General features: G+C 70.1%; 18 protein-coding genes. 8 read left to right on the top strand and 10 right to left on the bottom strand.

The genetic code is table 11. The annotated features are described in order from the left end of the window. From AB0E94_RS50680 to AB0E94_RS50665, 4 genes are all read left to right on the top strand, one after another. A partial coding sequence (locus AB0E94_RS50680) for a polymorphic toxin-type HINT domain-containing protein (RefSeq protein WP_360343428.1) occupies positions 1 to 1373 on the top strand: 1373 nt, incomplete at its 5' end. Positions 1374 to 1451: 78 nt separating this feature from the next. Then, entirely contained in the window at positions 1452 to 1751 is a 300-nt protein-coding gene (locus tag AB0E94_RS50675; RefSeq protein WP_360343425.1) for a hypothetical protein, read from the top strand. A 227-nt stretch (positions 1752 to 1978) separates the two neighbouring features. Beyond that, a complete protein-coding gene (locus AB0E94_RS50670; protein ID WP_360343422.1) occupies positions 1979 to 3424 on the top strand; it encodes an ATP-binding protein in 1446 nt (481 codons plus the stop codon). 255 nt (positions 3425 to 3679) lie between these two features. Beyond that, positions 3680 to 4159, top strand: a complete 480-nt coding sequence (locus tag AB0E94_RS50665; protein ID WP_360343420.1) for a hypothetical protein — start codon at positions 3680 to 3682, stop codon at positions 4157 to 4159. A gap of 165 nt (positions 4160 to 4324) precedes the next feature. On the opposite strand, the gene AB0E94_RS50660 is transcribed toward AB0E94_RS50665, so the two are convergent. The 3 genes from AB0E94_RS50660 to AB0E94_RS50650 all read right to left on the bottom strand — a co-directional run bounded on the left by AB0E94_RS50660 (position 4325) and on the right by AB0E94_RS50650 (position 6148). After that, positions 4325 to 4558 carry a hypothetical protein gene (locus AB0E94_RS50660; RefSeq protein ID WP_360343417.1) on the bottom strand — a complete coding sequence of 78 codons (234 nt, stop codon included), beginning with the start codon at positions 4556 to 4558 and terminating at the stop codon, positions 4325 to 4327. Positions 4559 to 4782: 224 nt separating this feature from the next. After that, the gene (locus tag AB0E94_RS50655; RefSeq protein WP_360343414.1) at positions 4783 to 5298 is read right to left on the bottom strand and encodes a hypothetical protein; all 516 of its coding nucleotides are present in this window, start codon (positions 5296 to 5298) and stop codon (positions 4783 to 4785) included. A gap of 142 nt (positions 5299 to 5440) precedes the next feature. After that, positions 5441 to 6148 carry a Pr6Pr family membrane protein gene (locus AB0E94_RS50650; protein ID WP_360343411.1) on the bottom strand — a complete coding sequence of 236 codons (708 nt, stop codon included), beginning with the start codon at positions 6146 to 6148 and terminating at the stop codon, positions 5441 to 5443. 73 nt (positions 6149 to 6221) lie between these two features. On the opposite strand from AB0E94_RS50650, the gene AB0E94_RS50645 reads away from it, so the two are divergent. From AB0E94_RS50645 to AB0E94_RS50635, 3 genes are read left to right on the top strand one after another with little or no spacing between them, the layout of a single operon-like run. Further along, the gene (locus AB0E94_RS50645; protein WP_360343408.1) at positions 6222 to 8021 is read left to right on the top strand and encodes an SCO2524 family protein; all 1800 of its coding nucleotides are present in this window, start codon (positions 6222 to 6224) and stop codon (positions 8019 to 8021) included. 2 nt (positions 8022 to 8023) lie between these two features. Beyond that, positions 8024 to 8950, top strand: a complete 927-nt coding sequence (locus AB0E94_RS50640; RefSeq protein ID WP_360343405.1) for an SCO2523 family variant P-loop protein — start codon at positions 8024 to 8026, stop codon at positions 8948 to 8950. Between the two features lie 4 nt (positions 8951 to 8954). Continuing rightward, positions 8955 to 9704, top strand: coding sequence for a GNAT family N-acetyltransferase (locus tag AB0E94_RS50635; RefSeq protein ID WP_360343402.1), 750 nt, complete (start codon positions 8955 to 8957; stop codon positions 9702 to 9704). Here the strand turns inward: AB0E94_RS50635 and AB0E94_RS50630 are convergent. Genes AB0E94_RS50630 through AB0E94_RS50620 form a run of 3 tightly spaced genes read right to left on the bottom strand, consistent with a single transcriptional unit; the run spans position 9690 to position 12759 of the window. Further along, complete coding sequence (locus AB0E94_RS50630; protein ID WP_360343399.1) at positions 9690 to 11033, bottom strand: HAMP domain-containing sensor histidine kinase; 1344 nt, start codon at positions 11031 to 11033, stop codon at positions 9690 to 9692. The two genes, AB0E94_RS50635 and AB0E94_RS50630, sit on opposite strands and share 15 nt — an antisense overlap. 1 nt (position 11034) lies before the next feature. Next, positions 11035 to 11715, bottom strand: a complete 681-nt coding sequence (locus tag AB0E94_RS50625; RefSeq protein WP_093615998.1) for a response regulator transcription factor — start codon at positions 11713 to 11715, stop codon at positions 11035 to 11037. Between the two features lie 54 nt (positions 11716 to 11769). Continuing rightward, entirely contained in the window at positions 11770 to 12759 is a 990-nt protein-coding gene (locus AB0E94_RS50620; protein ID WP_360343396.1) for a 3,4-dioxygenase subunit beta, read from the bottom strand. A 119-nt stretch (positions 12760 to 12878) separates the two neighbouring features. Here AB0E94_RS50620 and AB0E94_RS50615 point away from each other — a divergent pair, with 119 nt between their 5' ends. After that, positions 12879 to 14060 carry a DUF2092 domain-containing protein gene (locus AB0E94_RS50615; protein ID WP_360343394.1) on the top strand — a complete coding sequence of 394 codons (1182 nt, stop codon included), beginning with the start codon at positions 12879 to 12881 and terminating at the stop codon, positions 14058 to 14060. 54 nt (positions 14061 to 14114) lie between these two features. Here the strand turns inward: AB0E94_RS50615 and AB0E94_RS50610 are convergent, their stop codons facing one another. From AB0E94_RS50610 to AB0E94_RS50595, 4 genes are all read right to left on the bottom strand, one after another. Next, positions 14115 to 14774 (bottom strand): HAD family hydrolase, encoded by a 660-nt coding sequence (locus AB0E94_RS50610; RefSeq protein ID WP_360343391.1) that lies wholly within the window; start codon positions 14772 to 14774, stop codon positions 14115 to 14117. Beyond that, entirely contained in the window at positions 14771 to 15535 is a 765-nt protein-coding gene (locus AB0E94_RS50605; protein WP_360343388.1) for a phosphatase PAP2 family protein, read from the bottom strand. The genes AB0E94_RS50610 and AB0E94_RS50605 overlap by 4 nt, the downstream gene beginning before the upstream one ends. An 89-nt stretch (positions 15536 to 15624) precedes the next feature. Continuing rightward, positions 15625 to 16629, bottom strand: coding sequence for a tetratricopeptide repeat protein (locus tag AB0E94_RS50600; protein WP_360343385.1), 1005 nt, complete (start codon positions 16627 to 16629; stop codon positions 15625 to 15627). Continuing rightward, positions 16626 to 17779, bottom strand: a 1154-nt coding sequence (locus tag AB0E94_RS50595) for an ATP-binding protein (RefSeq protein ID WP_360343382.1), incomplete at its 5' end; no start/stop codon positions are given. The genes AB0E94_RS50600 and AB0E94_RS50595, both read right to left, overlap by 4 nt.

Genomic DNA, 17779 nt, shown 5'->3' with positions numbered 1-17779 from the left:
CCAAGCGGGACGCCCGCGCGGACGCCGACGCGGCCGGAGCGGACGCCGCCGCGGCGGCCCGGGCTGCCAAGGAAGCGTCCGACATCTACACCGAGCGGCTCAAGCAGGCCGAGAAGGACCGGCGCAGCACCGAACCCGGCAGCGGTCCGGGCGGGAACGGCACCGCGGCCGACAACCACAAGACGTGGGGCTGTCTGTCGCTGGACCCGTCGAACCTGTCCAAGGAGTGCCTGACGGTCTTCAAGGACTTCGCCGACGCCCTGATCAATCCGGCCAAGTGCGCCGCGCCGGCCAACAAGGACACCACCGGGTGTTCGATGCTGGGCGACCTCAAGCAGTTCGTCGCGGAGAACAAGGACGTCCTCCTCGACATCCTGCAGTTCACCCTGATGGCCTGCGGTCTGATCCCGGGCGCGGGCGAGGTCTGCGACGGCATCGACGCGGCGGTGTCCTTCGGCCGCGGCGACTGGCTGGGCGGCCTGCTGTCGCTGGGCTCGGCCATCCCGGTCGCGGGCTGGCTGGCGACCGGGGCCAAGGCGTGGAAGAACTCCGACCGGTTCCGCAACGTCCAGAATATCCTCGACAAGCTCCGAAAACCGGCGGTGGACTGCAACAGTTTCGTTGCCGGGACCCGCGTGCTGCTCGCCACCGGGCGCTACCAGAACATCGAGGACATCCAGGCCGGCGAAAAGGTGGTCGCCACCGATCCGATCGCCGGGCGCACCGGGGTCCGGATGGTGACCACACTGATCCGTGGCACCGGCGTCAAGCATCTGGTCGACATCTCCGTCGACCAGGACCACGACGCCCGCACGGCGCCGACCGTCATCACCGCCACCGAGGGCCACCCGTTCTGGGTGCCGGCCTCGAAGGCGTGGGTCGACGCCGGTGACCTGGTGGCCGGTTCGACCGTGGCGAACGGGGCCGGCCAGCCGGTCACGATCACCGCGCTGGCGGAGCGGGACGAGGTCACCACGGTCTTCAACCTCACCGTGGCCGGCATGCACACGTACTACGTGGCGGCCGGCGGCACGCCGCTGCTGGTGCACAACGCCAACTGCATCCCGGCGATGCTCGACGAGGCGTCCGAGACGTACGTCAAGAACAGGCACGTGCAGGGCGGGCCGCATGTCGTGGACAGCAAGGGCGTCTTCGACAGCACGGTGGACCTCGACGATCTCGTCGACGAGGCGAACAAGTGCCCGTGCAACGGACCGAACAAGGACGGCCACTACGAGCGTGAGGCGAGGGCCGACGAACCGGTCGGCCGGACGTCGAAGGACATCGGCGCACAGGTCACGAGTTGTTACATGGTGGTTCAGGACCGGTGGGGCGGTGTGCGATCGATGTACCCGATTCCCTGCAAGGACTGAGCATCGACGGCGCGTAGGGTTGGCCGGCCGGGGTGCGCGATGCCCCGGCCGGCCATTTTTCGTCAAGGAGGCGCAGCGGTGGGGTTCGGGGTGTACGTCGAGGACCAGGTGCACGAGCGACGCTATGCCGGCGCGGAGGCGAACGCCGCGCTGCACAACGTGGTGGAGGCGAGTGACCGGGGACGGCACCACCTGGTGTCAAGGATCGATCTCTACGGCGACACCATGATCAACTTGATCCAGCTGCCGCAGCTGACAGCGGAGCTGGACGACATCGCGGGCCGCAACCCGGAGCTCCGGGCCGACGTGCTGTTGCTGCAGGACCTCGTCGAGGAGGCGACCCGGGCGCGCGGATATCTCTGGATCTCCGGCGACTGAGTCGGGGCCGGTGCGTGCCGGGCAGAGAGGATGTCACGACATGGCTCTCCCCTGACGATCGTGTCGATCACGCCATTGCGAACGCCGAGGTCAGGTTGACCAGCACCGCCGGGTAACCCAGCGGGAGACGTCCGGCAGGGGCATCAAACAACGCTCGCCGTCAGGGCGACCCCGAATCCAGCGGCCATGTAGATTCAATCTACCTAGACCCGATCTACAGCGATGAGGTGGCCGTGTTCGTCGGCAGGCGTACCGAACTGTCTCTCCTGACGCGGCGGATCGATCACATCTCCCGTAATGGCACAGGACTTTCCGTCGCCATCCGCGGCCGTCGCCAAGTCGGTAAGTCCCGCCTGGTTCAGGAACTCTGTGATCGCTCAGGCCTGCCGTACCTCTACTTCACCGCCGTCAAAGGCGCCTCCATCGCCGAATCGACCAGCCAGTTCCTCAGCACACTGGCAGAGTCCGACCTTCCGAACGACCACGCGCTGCTGCCGACCAGTGCACCTCCCGGCGGCTGGAGCGACATGCTGCGGATCCTCGCCGGTTCGCTTCCGGATCAGCCCTGCATCGTCGTGCTCGACGAAATGCCCTGGCTCACCGAGCAGGACGACACCTTCGACGGACAACTACAAGTCGTGTGGGACCGGCTACTGTCCCGCCGCCCGGTTCTCCTGCTACTCCTCGGCAGCGAACTGCACATGATGCAGCGCCTCACCGCCTACGACAGCCCCTTCTACGGCCGCGCTGACAACCTCGTGCTCGGCCCCCTCAACCTCGCCGAAACAGCCACGGCGACCGGGTTGACCGGGTCCGACGCCATCGACGCACACCTGATCACCGGCGGACTACCCGGCACCCTGCTGCGCTGGCCGACCGGAACGAGCGCCGACGACCACCTACGCGACGAATGCGCCGACCCGGCCTCACCGCTGTTCGCCGTACCCGAACAATCTCTCGCCTCGGAATTCCCGAACCCGGACGTCGCCCGCCGCGTCCTGGAAGCAATCGGCGGCGACACTCGCGCCTTCGCCACCATCGCCAGCACCGCCGGCGGCAGAAACGGCCAGGTCCCCTCCGGCACCTTGTCCCCGCTGCTCAGGCAACTCACCGAGGACAAACAGATCCTGGCCACCGACCAGCCACTGTCCACCAGCGGCGGCAAACCGGCCCTGTACCGAGTCGCCGACACCAACCTCCGCCTCTACCTCGCCATCCTTCGCGACGTCCACAACCTGGCCCGACGCGGCCGGCCCGACGCGGGCTACGCCCTGTTCAACAACCGCTGGACCAGCTGGCGCGGACGAGCAGTCGAACCCCTGATCCGCACCTCGCTGGAACAGGCCGCGATCACCGGCGCCCTGCCATGGCCGGAGACCCAGGTCGTCGGCGGCTGGTGGAACCGCCAGTTCAATCCCGAGATCGACCTGGTCGGCGCCGACACCGCACCCACCGCCTCCCAGATCCACTTCTGCGGGTCGCTGAAGTGGCTCGGCAAACCGTTCGACGCCCACGACCTGCGGCAACTCCAGAACGGCGCGGCTCAGGTTCCAGGCTTCGACCCCGAACGAACCGGGTTGATCGCCGTCAGCCGATCCGGCACCGACCTACCGGCCGGCGCCGTCGACGTCGCTTGGACACCGGACGATGTGGTCACCGCCTGGCAATCCTGAGCCGACCTCCACACCGAAACGCTGCCCGGCACGCCTGACCCGGGTGAAAGGCGAGGCGCGACAGGAGCACTATCGATACCGGTTCAGGCATCATCGATACACCCGACATCACCAGAAGGTTTCGGAAAGTAACCGAAGTGCGCGCGATCGGCGGCAGGTCCGGATGTTCGCCATGCCGCTCCCGGGCTTGGCGAGGGAGCTCAACGCGAATCGCCGGGGTTGTCTATTGACGACCATTCGCCGATCCTTGTCCGCGTGAAGGACTACTTCCCCCTCGTGGTCGCGGTTGTGGCGGCCATGACTGCACTTGCGGGATATCTCCTCAACGGTGCTGCCGGCCGGCGAGCGGAACGCATGCGCCGCTACGCCGATGCCCTGGACGCTGTTGAGCGCTACCGCCAACTGCCCTACACCCTCCGGCGACGTCACAACGAGACAGCGGAGATCCGCGACGAGATGGCTCGCATGATTTCCGAGGTCCAGGTCGCGCTTGCCTTCCATCGGCGTTGGCTACGCCTGGACGCGGAAGAGCTGGGTGAGGCTTACGACGCTCTGGTGAACAAGATCCAGCTCAAGAACAAGGGTTACCGCAAGGACGCCCTGGCCGCGCCGCCCGCCACTAAGGACGTGGAGATCGAAATCAGCCCGGGGTACAAGTTCGATGATGACCTCGACCGCGTTGAATGCCTGCGACGAATGCGCAAGCACCTGCGCCTCCGGCACAACATCTTCTGACGGGCGCGAAGCACAACCTTCGCTCATCGACAAGCCCGCGTGTTCGCCAAACATCCGGCGAAATCACTCGGGCAGCCTCAGCCAGTCGTCCAAACATGCGCACGACCGGCCGCGGCCGCGATGCCGTTCGCGAGTGCGCGGACGGCGACAGATCCGGACTTGGGATCACCACCAGAGCCACTGGGCGTTGTGGCGATGTTGCTGGATGGTGGGGATCGTGTCGACGTTTCCGTCGCCGTGGTACTCCTTGATGGCATTTCGGCATGCGACACGGGCTGCCTGCCGCTCTCGACTGGTCCAGACATGCTCGATGAACCATCGAGGTGGACCACCGCCGCCGACGAGCAGCCGCAGGCCGGTGCGCGGGTGATACGGACCGTCTTTGTCCGTGCGAGACATGGTTTCCCCTTTCGGAGCCGCGGGTGCGGCACCTAACGGGGATGGAATGCAGCGCTCATTCCTGCGTGCCAGTCGACAGTCATGACTCGCAGGATAGACCGAGCCATCCGCTCCTCATCGGCCCGAGCCGGCGTCGGCCAGCCCTTCGACAGTCGTGACGCTGGGTAGTAATCGGATCGCGGCAGGTACGGATGACGACTGGCGCGGCGGCACTGACAGGGTTGTCAGGCCATCCCGGCTGGCCAAAACTGAATGAGGAACTCTTCTTTGATATCGATTTCAGCAGTGGCCCGCTGACAAGCCTCGCTGTTCCAATCGTCCTCATCGAACCGAGCCAACACATCCCGGTATGCTTGCTCAGCTTTACTGCCATTCCGGCACGACACGCGAACGTGATAGCAGCCGGGACCACTGAGGGCGAATCCGCTATCTTGCCCGCCGAACGTGACCTGGTTTATCACGAAGGATTCGTTCTCTCCTACGTACTCCATGCGTACCGTTACGGCGTCGTGCCAGGGGCCGCGGTCGCCGTCAGGCGCCGGATCGGGCTCGCCGTCCCACTCTTCGAGTCTCAAGATGGCATCAAGGTTGCCGAAGGGAGTTCGCACCCACACGGAGTGGGGCCCGGCGGCGACCCATCGGTCGCCGAAGTCGACACCGTCGCCGATAACGTCTTCCAGCCCGAACATGTGGTGATCGAGGTCCGTCGTGGTCACGACCTCGGTAAGCCGTTCACTCACGAATAGACGCCTTCCCCGGTCAGCAGGAACCGATCAAGCGGCACCAGGCTCGCATCAAGACTAGGCGGAAGCCTGCGGACACCGTTGACGATTTAGTAAGTGCACTCACGTAGACACGACCTCCGTTGACGGAGTGAGGGCATCACGTGTCGCGGCGAGCTACGGATTCCGTGCCGGAACCCGGCGTCGGCGCGACGACAGCCGTCGCCTCGGGCGCGGTCGGTGATCCGGCAGGCAGACGCGCGTCGAGGAGGCGCATCACCCCGCCGAGCAGAATCGCGATGAGAACGACGGCACCCAGGTTGACCAGCACCGTGGGATAACCCTGGCGAAGAACGTCGGTGAAGGGGTACGGGTACCAGTCGGTGGCCGCTCCGTGGGCCAGCGTCCACGTGATCCACAGGAGAGGCCAGATCGCCGCCCACGCCAGAGTCCGGGCGTCGATCCGGCGGTGTGGGCCGAACAGGAGCCAGCCGGCCAGGGCCGTCCACGGGGCGATGTAGTGGAATCCGAGGTCGGCCCACCAGGCGGCACCGTGCGGGTCGCTCTGGCCGGCCAGGATCGTGCTGTAGACGATGCCGGTGATCACGATCCCGAGCAGCGCGTCGAGGCGGATGACCCGCCACAGCCGGCCGTCGCGGTGCGGGTTCACGGCCAGCGCAGTGATCGCGGCGAGCAGCAGCAGGTTGCTCTGGATGGTGAAATAGCTGAACAGCCGCTCGAACCGGGTGACGGCGGGTTCCCCGTCCCGGGTCGCGGTCAGCGTGATCTGGGTAACCAGCGACGCGAACACGATCAGGGCGAGCACGCCGTGCCAGATCCGGGACGCCGCAGCTCTGTCGATCTTCACGGGGCGGAACGCTATCAGGACCAGAGCCACTACGGTTGTACGGGAAGTAACCCCGTCGATGCGGAGGGGCACTGTGAAACTTCAGCCACGCCAGGAATCACTGTCGGTGTGGAAGGCGATCTCCAACTGGTGTGGCCCGGTCCAGTCGTTCCGGTGGGCGGATCGGGGCGGCAGCAACTCCATCAGCGACGCCGAGCTGCTCCTCTGCCTGCTGCTGCCGCCGCAGAAGCTGCCCGGCCTCCGCTACGACCGTCCCGACCAGACCCACGCCGACGTCTGCACGGCGCTCGCCGGCTTCGGCGGCCCGGTCGAGATCCCGCAACGTGTCGTCGGCCTGCTCGGCGACTTCTTCGGACGGCACTCGGATCCGGAGACCGGCCTGCCCACGTTCGCGGCCGGCAACTACCTGACCACCGCGCCCGGCGACGAGGCGCGACCCACCCCTGAGCAGCTCCGGCTGGAGGTGGTGGACTCCTTCGCCACCTCGGTCGTGCTCTGCCTGTCGGCGCTCCGCTTCCTCCGCGGCTACCGTCAGCAGGTCCAGCGCAAGAGCCATCTGGAGGAGATCGCGCGGGTCGAGACCGCCACCGAGAGACGGCTCACCGCCGCGATGGGCGGTCTCCAGCGAAGTTTCACCATCAGCGTCTTCGACGCGGACAGCCCGTCGGGACGGACGATGCGGGAGAACGCCTTCCCCGGGGCCCACCCACTCGACGCGGTACGGCGGATCCGCGGGGCGCTGACCACCGTCGAGGCCGGGCTCACCGAACTCGGGGTGTACGCCGAGCAGGTCGAGGATCTGAGGCTCGGTCCGAACAACCTGTTCGAGTGTGGCTGGTCGTGGGGCGTCGCCCAGCCCGGCTACGCGGAGCCGGTCCCCTACCTCTGCTTCACCGTGGTGGCGGTCGACGGCATCCGGGATCTGCTCGCCGAGGAGACCCGCCTGCTGGGTCTGCTCAACGAGGAGCAGCAGGCCATCAAGGAGGTCCTCCGGGTCCAGTGGGAGCTGGCCCAGCGCTACTGGTCGATCATCGCGACACTGGGCGACCAGAGGTGGCCCGTCGAGGAACTCCCCTGGCGGACCACTGACGACAGGGAGAGCGACTACTACACCCTGCTGATGTTGTCGCTGGTCAGTCATGCGCTCGGCGACCGCAACGCGCCGCAGTCCGATCTGTCCCGGGTCACCCGGGTGCTGGAGGACCTGGCCGATCGCGGCCGGATCCGGCGCCGGCCCCTGCCCGACGACCCGGCCCTCGAACTGCACCGGCCGGGGCGCTGGGAGCACCTCGGCGGCGCGGCCCAGGTCGGCGCGGATGCGCCACCGGTCGGCTGGCGTCTCAGCGAGTTGTCCAGCCTCGTGCTCGGACGGGCCCTGGACCTCGCCGCGCTGGTCAACGACTCGCAGGAACAGGCCCGGCTGCTCAACCTGGCCGACGACGTGTGGCGCCACCTGGAGCGCCGCCGGCTGCGGCACGGCCCAGGCGCCGGCTTGTGGGACGACCCGGCGAACGTGTTCCCGACCCTGGCCTGCCACGACGCGCCGAGCTGGTACCACACCGTCCGGGTGGTGCAGTGCATGGGCGCCGCGGCCTCCCTGATCCGCAGCGCTCCCCCACCAGGGCGGAACATCTCGGCGATCGCCGCCGAACTGCTGGCCGAAGCGGAGAACACGTTCGACAGGGAACTCATGCGGGGTTCCGGCGAGGCCGGGCCGGCGCTGCAAGACAGCCTGTGGAGGCAGGGCTCCAAGCTGAGGAGGGCCCGCCAGATCCTGGGGACCCAGCCCGGCGCGGCAATGCAGCATCTGCTGGAGGTGCTCCGCGAGCTGGACAAACTCGCCGCGGTCCGGGAATTTGAGGCCGGGGAGTAGGGGTGCTGGTCTTCGCGGTCTCCGACCGGGACGGCGCCGGACGGTCGGTCACCAGCTGCAACGTCGCCTTTCGTAGCGCGCTCGCCGGCTCGGACGTCTGCTACCTCGACTTCGATTTCGGGTCCCCGACGGCCGGCTCGATCTTTCAGATCCCCGAGGCGGCACGCGGTGTCCGGAACGGTGGCCTCCACTCGTACCTGCTGGATCGGGGCGTGGCGACGACCGAGGAGGTGAAACGCATCGACGTGTGGAGCAGATCCGCGCGGCGGAGCCTGCGGCAGCGCCCGCCGGGTACCGGCAGGCTGATGCTCTTCCCCGGCGACCAGGACGGCGGCGAGTTCGCGCCGGACCGGGAAGCGCTGCGCCGCTGCGTGCGACTGTTCCAGGCACTCGATGAGGAGTTCGACATGTGCCTGATCGACCTGAGCGCCGGCCGTTCCTACTCGGCCCAGCTCGTTCTCCAGGCGACCGCGGACCGGGCGCTACGCGGGGTGACCGCCCGGTGGCTGGTCTTCCACCGCTGGACACGCCAGCACATCCTGGCGGCGGGCGGGCTGGTCCACGGCCCGAACGGCATCCTCGACGCCGGGGTGGAGGCCGGGCACGACCCCGAGCAGCTCGGGGCGGCGATCAAGTTCGTCCGCACCGCGGTGGTCGACCCGGACTCGGCCGAGCTGAGCGGTCTGCGGCCGGCGCAGGTCGCCTGGCTGCGCGACTGCGACGAGGACCTGCGCCGGCTGGCCGCCCTGCACCGGGTGGGCCGCAGCGCGATGCTCGGCTCGGTGCCCCTGGATCCGCTGCTGCAATGGCAGGAGCAGCTCATCTCGGACAATGACGTGGTGGCCCGGGACGTCGCCAACGGCTCCACGGTGGAGGCGTTCTACGAGTTGTCCCGCAGGCTCGCCGACGATGCCGAATGGGCCGGGTGAGTCCATGACCGGGCCGCCGGACCTGAACGTGGTTCTTCTGCGCTCCCCGGAGCACCTCGACGCGGCTGCCGAACTGCTCCGGTCCGTGTGGCGGGCCCGCACCGAGGCCGAGCGGCTCGCGGTGATCAGCACGACGACACTGCGGTCGCTCAGTCACTCCGGCAACTACGTGGCGGGCGCGTTCGACGGCGCCGACATGGTCGGCTGTGCCGTGGGCTGGGCCGGGCTCGGCCCGTCCGGCCCGCCGGACCACCTGTATGTGGACATCACCGGCGTCACAAGTACCAGGCAGGGCCAGGGGGTCGGGACGGCGATCCGGCGCCACCAGCGCCGCTGGGCGCTCGACCGCGGTCTGCGCAGGATGCGCTGGACCTTCGACCCGTTGGTGGCCCGCAACGCGTACTTCAACCTGTGCAAGATCGGCGCGACGGCCACCTCGTTCGAAGCGGACTTCTACGGCCGGCTCGACGACGGCACCAACACCGGCCAGACCACGGATCGGCTCACCGTGGACTGGGACCTGACCGCCACCGCCACCGGGCGGTACGCGCCGATCGGGCCCGGCGCCGAACTGATCCCGATCCCGGCCGACATCACCGCGCTCCAGCGCAGCGACCCGGCCCGGGCCCGGCGGGAACGCCTGAGCGTGCGTGACCGTTTCCGGTCACTGCTGGACCGCGGCTACCGCATCGGCGGCCTGAGCGAGCACCACGACTACGTCCTGCACCCGCCTTCGTGGTCACGACTTCGGTAGCCGTACCTCAACTCGAAGGCCTGGGTGATTGTCGGCGAGGGTGACCGAACCGCGATGCCGGCGCACCAGCTCCCGGACGATGGCGAGGCCGAGGCCCGAACCGCCCGCATCGCGGGCGCGGGCGTCGTCGAGGCGGGTGAATCGCTGGAAGACGCGCTCCCGGTCCGGTTCCGGGATGCCGGGGCCGTCGTCGGTGATCACCAGGACCAGCTGCGGGCCGTCCTCGGCGGCCGACGCCGTGACCCGGGAGCGTTTGTGGCGGACCGCGTTGTCGAGCAGGTTGGTCACCACCCGGGCGAGCGCGTCCGGTTCCGCCATCAGCGGCAACGGCTTGCCGGGGTCGTCGAAACCGACGTCCGGGTAGCGTTCGGCGGCCTCGCCGACGAACTGGGCCAGGTCGATCTCCTCCAGCCTGGCGCTGGGCACGCCCTCGTCCGAGCGGGCCAGCAGCAGCAGGTCGTCGACCAGGCGGGACAGGCGCTGCACGTCGGCGAGCAGGTCGTCGGCGAGTTCCGGCCAGTCGGTGTCGTCCGGCAGGCGCTGCGCCACCTCCAGCTCGGTGCGCATGTTGGTCAGCGGGCTGCGCAGCTCGTGGGCGGCGTCGGCGACGAAAGCGCGCTGACGCGCGCGGGCGGCATCCAGCCGGTGCAGCATGTCGTTCAGGGTCACCGCGAGGCGGTGCACCTCGTCTTTCGAGTCGGGTACGGGCAACCGCCCGGCCCTGGTCCCGCCGGTGATCTCCTCGGCGCCCGACCGTAGCGCGTCGACCGGCCGCAGGGCCGCGCCGAGCGCCCGCCACAGTCCGGCCGCGAGCAGCGCCACCAGCAGCGGGTACAGGATCAGCAGCGTGATCTTGAGGATGTGCACGCTCTGGGTGATCTGCCCGGTGGGCCGGGCCACCAGGATCCGCAGCGGCGAGGTCGGCGGCCCGGCGGTGACCTGGACGACGTGCACGTCACCGCGGACGCCGATCCGCTCGCCCGGGATGGTGCGGCTGTCCCCGTCGTCGAGGCGGGCCAGCTCGTCGGCGTAGAGCATCGGCACCAGCCGGTCGGCGGTGGCCGACACCGCGCGGATCGACCCGGACTCGTCGATGACCTGCACCTGCAGGCCGGCCGGGACCGGAATCGGGTTGGGCAGCGAACTCTGCTCGACGAGGGCGGCCACCCCGCGGGCGGTGCTCATCGCGTCGCTGTGCACCGAGCGCAGCTGCGCGTAGCCGAGGACGACGGTGAGCAGCACCCCGCCGGCGGCAAGGCCGAGCGTCATGCCGGTCGCCGACACGAGCAGCAGCCGGGCCCGCAGGCTGAGCTCCCGGATCCGGCGCATCTCAGCCGACCGGGGTGCCCGGCTCGACGACGGCGAGCCGGTAGCCGGCGCCGCGGACCGTCTCCAGACGGTCGCGGCCGATCTTGCGGCGCAGGTAGCCGACATACACCTCGACGGCGTTGGGCGCGGTGTCGAGGGCGGCGTCCCACACGTGGTCGAGCAGCTCGGTCTTGGAGACGACCTGGCCGGGGCGGCGCATCAGATATTCCAGCAGCGCGAACTCGCGGGTGGTCAGGGTCACCTCGGCGCCGCCGACCAGGACCCGGCGTTCCGCCGGATCCAGCTCGACGTCACCGAACGCGAGCACCACCGGACGGGCCTGCGCGCCGCGGCGCAACAGGGCACGGAGACGGGCGAGCAGCACGACGTACGAGAAAGGTTTGGTCAGATAGTCGTCGGCGCCACAGTCGAGGCCGTCGGCCTGGTCGTACTCGCCGTCCTTGGCGCTGAGCATCAGCACCGGCAGCCAGTGCCGTTCGGCGCGCAGCTGCCGCACCACCCGGTATCCGGACAGGCGCGGCAGCATCACGTCGAGGATCATCGCGTCGTAGCCGCCGTGCCGGGCCATCTCCAGGCCGTCCTGGCCGTCGGCGGCGATGTCCACCGCGAAGCCCTCGGCCTGCAGGCCCCGCCGTAACGCAGCGGCGAGCCGCGCCTCGTCCTCCACCACCAGCACCCGCACATCAACACCCTGCCACGTGCGCGCCCGTTTCCCGGAGCAGCTCTCAGCGATCTCTCAGCGGCTCGGCGGAGGGCCGCCCGACGGTGGCGCCCCGCCGGGCCCGCCGCCCGGGCCACCGGAGGGTGGCGGTCCGCCCATCCCGCCGGACGGCGGCGCGCCCGGTGCGCCCGACGGCGCCCCGCCCCCGCCGACCTGACCCCCGCCGGCCGGGGTGGTCGTGGTGTCCACACCCACCTCCAGGGTCACCGCGTAGCCGCTCGCCGCGCTGCCGGTGACGGTCGCCAGCTGGAGGGCGCCGGAGTCCTCGCCGAACACGTTGTCGCTGTCCAGGGAGACCTGGCCGAGGTTGGTGACCGAGGCCTCGTACCCGGTCTGGGTGTAGACCTCGTCGCAGGTCTCCTTGGGCAGCGCGACCTGGGAGGTGGCGATCGCCTTGGACGCGTCGGTGATGCTCGCCTGGTCCGGGTAGACCTCGAAGTGGATGTGCGGCCAGCGCCCGGTGTAGCAGGCCGGGAAGATGCTGGTGAACTTCACCTCGCCGGCGTCGTCGGCGACCTGCACGCCGCGCAGGTAGTTCTCCCCGGTCACACCGGTGGAGTAGAGCGAGTAGGCCCCGGCCCGGTCACAGTGCCAGACGTAGACGGCCACCCCCGCGAAGGCCGCCCCGGCGTTGGCCAGGTCCTTGAGACTGAGCGTGAGGGTGATCGGCACACCCTCGGCCTTGCCGGTGGCGGTGCCGAAGCTGGACGTGATGTCGCTGCGGACCACGCCGCTCTCGGTGAGCACGTTCGGCCCGTTCGACCCGTCCCCCGGGTAGGGTCCGGCGGTCTCGTTCGGTATCTCGGTGAGGACCGTCTTCTCGGTGGTGGCGGTCGTGGGCGTCTCCGTCTTGCCGCCGCATCCGGCGAGGCCGGCGGCGATCGCGCCGAGCCCGAACATCCGGAGCGCCTGCCGCCGGCGCATGGTGGCCAGGTCGAAGGCCAGTCCCTGGTCGTATATGTCCTCGCCGGGCCGGGGCAGCGGCCGCCCTTCGTAGCTATCCATCAAAGTCCCCCTTTGTCGGATATGAACCTATCCTTAGGGCATCCCCTAGGGGACCTTCTCAGCCGGATCACAGCGCCTCCCGGGCAGAGTGGGTCGCAGAGATTCGGGAGGTGGACATCGTGTCTGCATTGAGGTCCAGGCCGGCACTGCGCTGGTTGGTCCCGTCGGCTGCGGCGGTACTGGTCATCGGGGGTGGCGCAGCGGCCGGAACGATCGTGGCGAACGCGGACCCGGCACTGCCGGACCGCAGCGCCGCACAGTTGCTCGTCGATCTGCAGAGCGCCGACCCGTCGGGCTTCTCCGGCACCGTGGTGCAGAGCGCCGATCTGGGTCTGCCGGGCATCGCGGGGCTGCTCGGGAACGTGACCGGTGGCAGTGGCAACCTGACCAGCCTGATCGCCGGCAGCAACACCGCTCGCCTGTGGTACGCCGGTGAGGAGAAGATGCGGTTCTCGCTGCTCGGCACGAACAGCCAGACCGACGTGATCCGCAACGGCTCCGACGTGTGGCTGTGGGACAGCAAGGAGAACACCGGCACGCACCTGAAGCTGCCGGCCGGCGCGACCACCGCCGAGGCGGCGCCGTCGAGCTCGCTCACCCCGCAGCAGGCGGCCGACGCGGCGCTGGCGGCGATCGACGACACCACCAAGGTGGAGACGACAGGTGCGGCCGAGGTGGCCGGGCGGGACGCGTACGAGCTGGTGATCAGCCCGCGCGACACCGAGTCGCTGGTCGGTCAGGTGCGACTGGCGATCGACGCGAAGGAGCACATCCCGCTGCGCGTCGACGTCTACGCGAAGAACACCACCAAGCCGGCGATCCGGGTGGCGTTCGAGCAGATCAACTTCGCGGTGCCGGACGCCCAGCAGTTCGCGTTCAACCCGCCGGCCGGCGCGAAGATCACCGAGCAGGCCGTCCCGCAGGACGCGCTGAAGGACGGCGGCAAGGAAGCGCACAAGGCCGCCGCGGAGGCCGAGAAGGCAGCCGCCGAGGCCGCCGCCGGAAAGGGCGACTTCAAGGTCGTCGGCGAGGGCTGGACCAGCATCGCCGTCGTCAAGGGGCCCAGCGTCAAGGACCTCGAGGAGATCGCCGGCAAGCCGGGTGACAACAGCTCCGAGGAGCCGGACGCGGCCGAGCTGGCCGAGAGCCTTCTCGGCACGCTCCAGCCGGTGAGTGGCGCCTGGGGCAGCGGCAAGCTGCTGTCGGGTTCGCTGTTCACCGTCCTGCTGACCGACGACGGCCGGCTCCTGGCCGGCGCCGTCACCCCGGAGGCCCTGTACAAGGCGGCCGCCGCCAAGTAACAAGCCCCATCCTGAACTGCCGCGCCGGCTCTCCCCGGCGCGGCAGTTCGCTTTTCAGAACGTCAACTCGTCCAGGGTGCGGATGCGCCGCACGTCTGCGCCCGGGTGGGCGCCGGAACGATCCAGCAGGACCGCGGGCAGGCCGGCGGCCAGGGCGCCGTCGACGTCCTTGTCCAGGGAGTCGCCGACCATCAGCGCCTCGTCGGCGGCCAGGCCCAGCAGTCCGAGCATGTGCTGGAAGGCGCGCGGGTCGGGTTTGCCGGCCGGCAGGCTCGACGACGCCACCATCACGTCGATCTCGGGTGTCAGGCCCAGGCGGTCGATCTTGCGGCGCTGCTGGCCCTCGTCGCCGTTGGTCAGCACGGCCGCGGTCAGCCCGGCCGCCCGCACCCGGCGCAGCGCCGGCACCGCGTCGGCGAAGACGGTCCAGCCCGCCTCGTAGCGTTCCAGATAACCGGCGAACAGCCCGTCGGCCTCGGCGTCGGTCAGCTCGGCGGCCAGGAACTCGCGGACCCGCTCCCGGCGCTGCCCGCTGAAGGTGATCTCGCGTCGCTGGTAGCGGGCGTAGTGCCGCTCGGAGACCGCCGCCCAGCGGGCGGTCACGTCCGGCCCGGTGACACCGAGCCCGGCGGCCCAGGCGACGACCGCCGCGCCGGAGGCGGTCACCTGGTCGACGAGGGTGTCGTCCAGGTCGAAGATCACTGCCTTGGTCATCGCTCCGCGAGCCTACCGGGCACCGTGTCGACGGCGGCGCGCGGCCGCGGGACGTCCACCGGAACGGCGGCCGGGCGCTGGTGCCGCAACAGGGCGTAAGCGCCGGCGAGGAGGGCGGCGGCGGCCAGGGCGTCGAGCCAGTAGTGGTTGCCGGTGGCGACCACCACCAGCAGCGTGATCGCCGGGTGCACCAGCCACAGTGCCCGGTAGCGGCTCCTGGTGGCCGCGATCAGGGCGATCGCGACGAGCAGGGCCCAGCCGACGTGCAGCGACGGCATGGCCGCGTACTGGTTCGAGATCTGGTCGGTCTCCGGCGGGCCGTAGACGGCCGGGCCGTAGAGACGCCCGAGATCCAGCATTCCGGTATCGGTCAGCATTCTCGGGGGCGCGAGCGGGATCAGGAAGTGTACGGCCAGAGCACCGCCCGTGAGCAGCACGATGACGTTGCGCGTCCACCGGTAGTGCGCCGGGCGCCACCGGTAGAGCCAGATCAGGCAGGCCGCGGTCGCCGGGAAGTGGACGTACGCGTAATAGCTGTTCGCCGCCTCGATCAGACCGGTCCAGCCGAGCAGGGACTGCTGAACGGCCAGTTCGCCGGGCAGCCGGAGCAGACGTTCGGTGTCCCAGATCGCCCGTGCGTTGCGGAACGCCTCGTCCACGTGGCCGTTGGCGGCGACCCGGGCCATCTTGTAGACCAGGAACAGGGCGGCGATCAGGGCCAGTTCCCGTAGCGCGGACAACCTTCGTGCCTGGCTCGCCATGACGCCCCCCGTCGATCAAGGGGCATAGCATCCGCCGATCTTGCAGTTTGTGCAAGATTCATACGAGAAGAAGTGATGTAACCCGCTGTTCACGTCCGCTCGACGGCGCCGGCGGCCAGCAGCACGGCCACGGCGACGGCCGCGAGGGCCAGGGTCGGCCAGTGGGGGCTCACGGCGTACCAGAGAAGAAGATGGACCGAACCGCTCGCCGCGAGCAGCCCGGCGCCGATCGCACGGCGCGTGCGGGCCGGCAGCAGGCCGACACACAGCCACGGCAGACGGCCCGCCGGCATCAGCACCCGTAGCGCCAGGCCTACCGTGACCAGCGCCATCACCACCGCCGCGCCACGGGCCAGCAGGGACGCCGGATCCCACCAGCGGTCGGCCACGGCCAGCGCCGCCACGATCGGCACCCCGGCGAGCAGACCCCGGCGCAGGCCGGCCAGCAGCCCGCGGATCGGCCAGCTCAGGGCGGGGGCGCCGTACCGGTCGGGGTGGTCGGCGGCCAGTTCCCGCAGGCCGCGCATGGCGTCCCGGACCCGCAGCCGCTCGGCGTCCAGGAGGGCGATCATCCAGCGGCCCTCGGCGTCCTCCGGGTCCTCGGCCAGCGCCCGGGCCGCGGCCGCGCGGGCGGCGTCCCGGTCGCCGGCGTTGCGTTCCACCTCGGCCAGCGTCATCAGGTCGGGCACCGAATGCGGAGCGATCGCCACCGCCCGGCCGGCCGCCGCGCGGGCCTCACCGAACGCACGGCGCAGCACCAGGCAGCGGGCCAGCGCCCGGTGCGGTTCCGGCCGGTCCGGGGCCAGGCGCACCGCCTCCCGGGCCGCGGTCTCCGCCTCGTCGCCCCGGGACAGCAGCAGGAGGCACTCGGCGCGCTCGATGTGCACGACCGACTGGCCGGGGGCGGCGGCCACCGCGGCGTCGGCGAACTCCAGGGCGTCGGTGTACTGCCCCTGGAGCCGCCGCAGGCCGGCGAGCAGGCCGAGCAGTTCGGCGTCGGCGGGCGTCTCGGCCAGCCCCTCCCGGACCGCGGTCTCGGCCTGCGCCAGGCGGCCGACACCGGCGAGCGCCCGCGCCCGAGCGGCGGCGTTCATCGGATCTTGCGCTTCTTCAGGTAGGCGGCCAGGTCGTCGTAGGCGCCGCTCTCATTGGCGAACATCGCCACGTTGCGGGCGGTGGCGAACCACGCGTCGGTGGACGGGCGCACCTCGCGGGCGGCGGCCAGCATGTCGCCCTGGTTGATCATGCGGATCTCGCCGGTGTCGATCGAGTCGCGCATCGCGAACTCGGCGGCCGTCTCGCACAGGTGCGCCAGGTCCGCGCCGGAGTAGTGCTCGGTGGCCGCCGCGACCGCGTCCAGGTCGATCCCGGCGACCGGGCGGTCCCGCAGATGGTATTCGAGGATCGCGGCGCGGGCCGGGGTGTCCGGCGGCAGCACGAGCACGGTCCGGTCCAGACGGCCGGGGCGGCGCAGCGCCGAGTCGACATCCCACGGGGCGTTCGTGGCGGCGAGCACGAAGACGCCGTCATTACCGCCGTCAACACCGTCAAGTTCGGTCAACAATTGATTCACTACAGTCCGCATGGATGACTGCAGTTGACTGCGCTTGTGACCGAGCGCGTCGATCTCGTCGAGGAACAGCACGCACGGCGCGTGGCCGCGGGCCGACTCGAACAGGTCGTGCAGGTTGCGTTCGGAGCTGCCGATCCACATGTTCAGCACGTCGGTGATCGACAACGAGATGAACGCGGCGCCCATCTCGCCGGCTACCGCGCGGGCCAGGAACGTCTTGCCGCATCCGGGCGGGCCGTAGAGCAGCAGACCGCCGCGCAGGCTCTTGCCGAACAGGGTGCGCAGCTTCGGATTGCGCAGCGGGCCGAGGAACGACACCTCGAGGCGCTTCTTCACGTCGGTCATCCCGCCGACGTCGGCCAGCGTCACGGTGGACCGCTCGACGTCGAACGCCCGGTCGGCGTGCCCGCGCACCGGGTCCGGCTCGCCGTCGGCCCGCGCGAACCGCGGCGGCACCACGTCGCCGAACTGCTCCTCCATCGCCGCCCAGTCGATCCCGGCCTTCTCCCCTTTTCCAAGATCAACACCCGGCGGCGGTACGGCCGGAGCGCCCCCGCCGTCCGCCGGCCCGGATTCATCACCCCCGCCGGAACCATCGCCCGGCCCGGAAGCGCCTTCGGCCGAGCCGGGGGCACCGCCCGCGGCCGCACCCCCGGCGCCCGCACCTCCAC

It is taken from the genome of Actinoplanes sp. NPDC026670, from assembly GCF_040638175.1.
GTDB lineage: Bacteria > Actinomycetota > Actinomycetes > Mycobacteriales > Micromonosporaceae > Actinoplanes.
The sequence above is the reverse complement of the archived record's forward strand: the minus strand, read 5'-3'. Positions and strand labels throughout refer to the sequence as shown.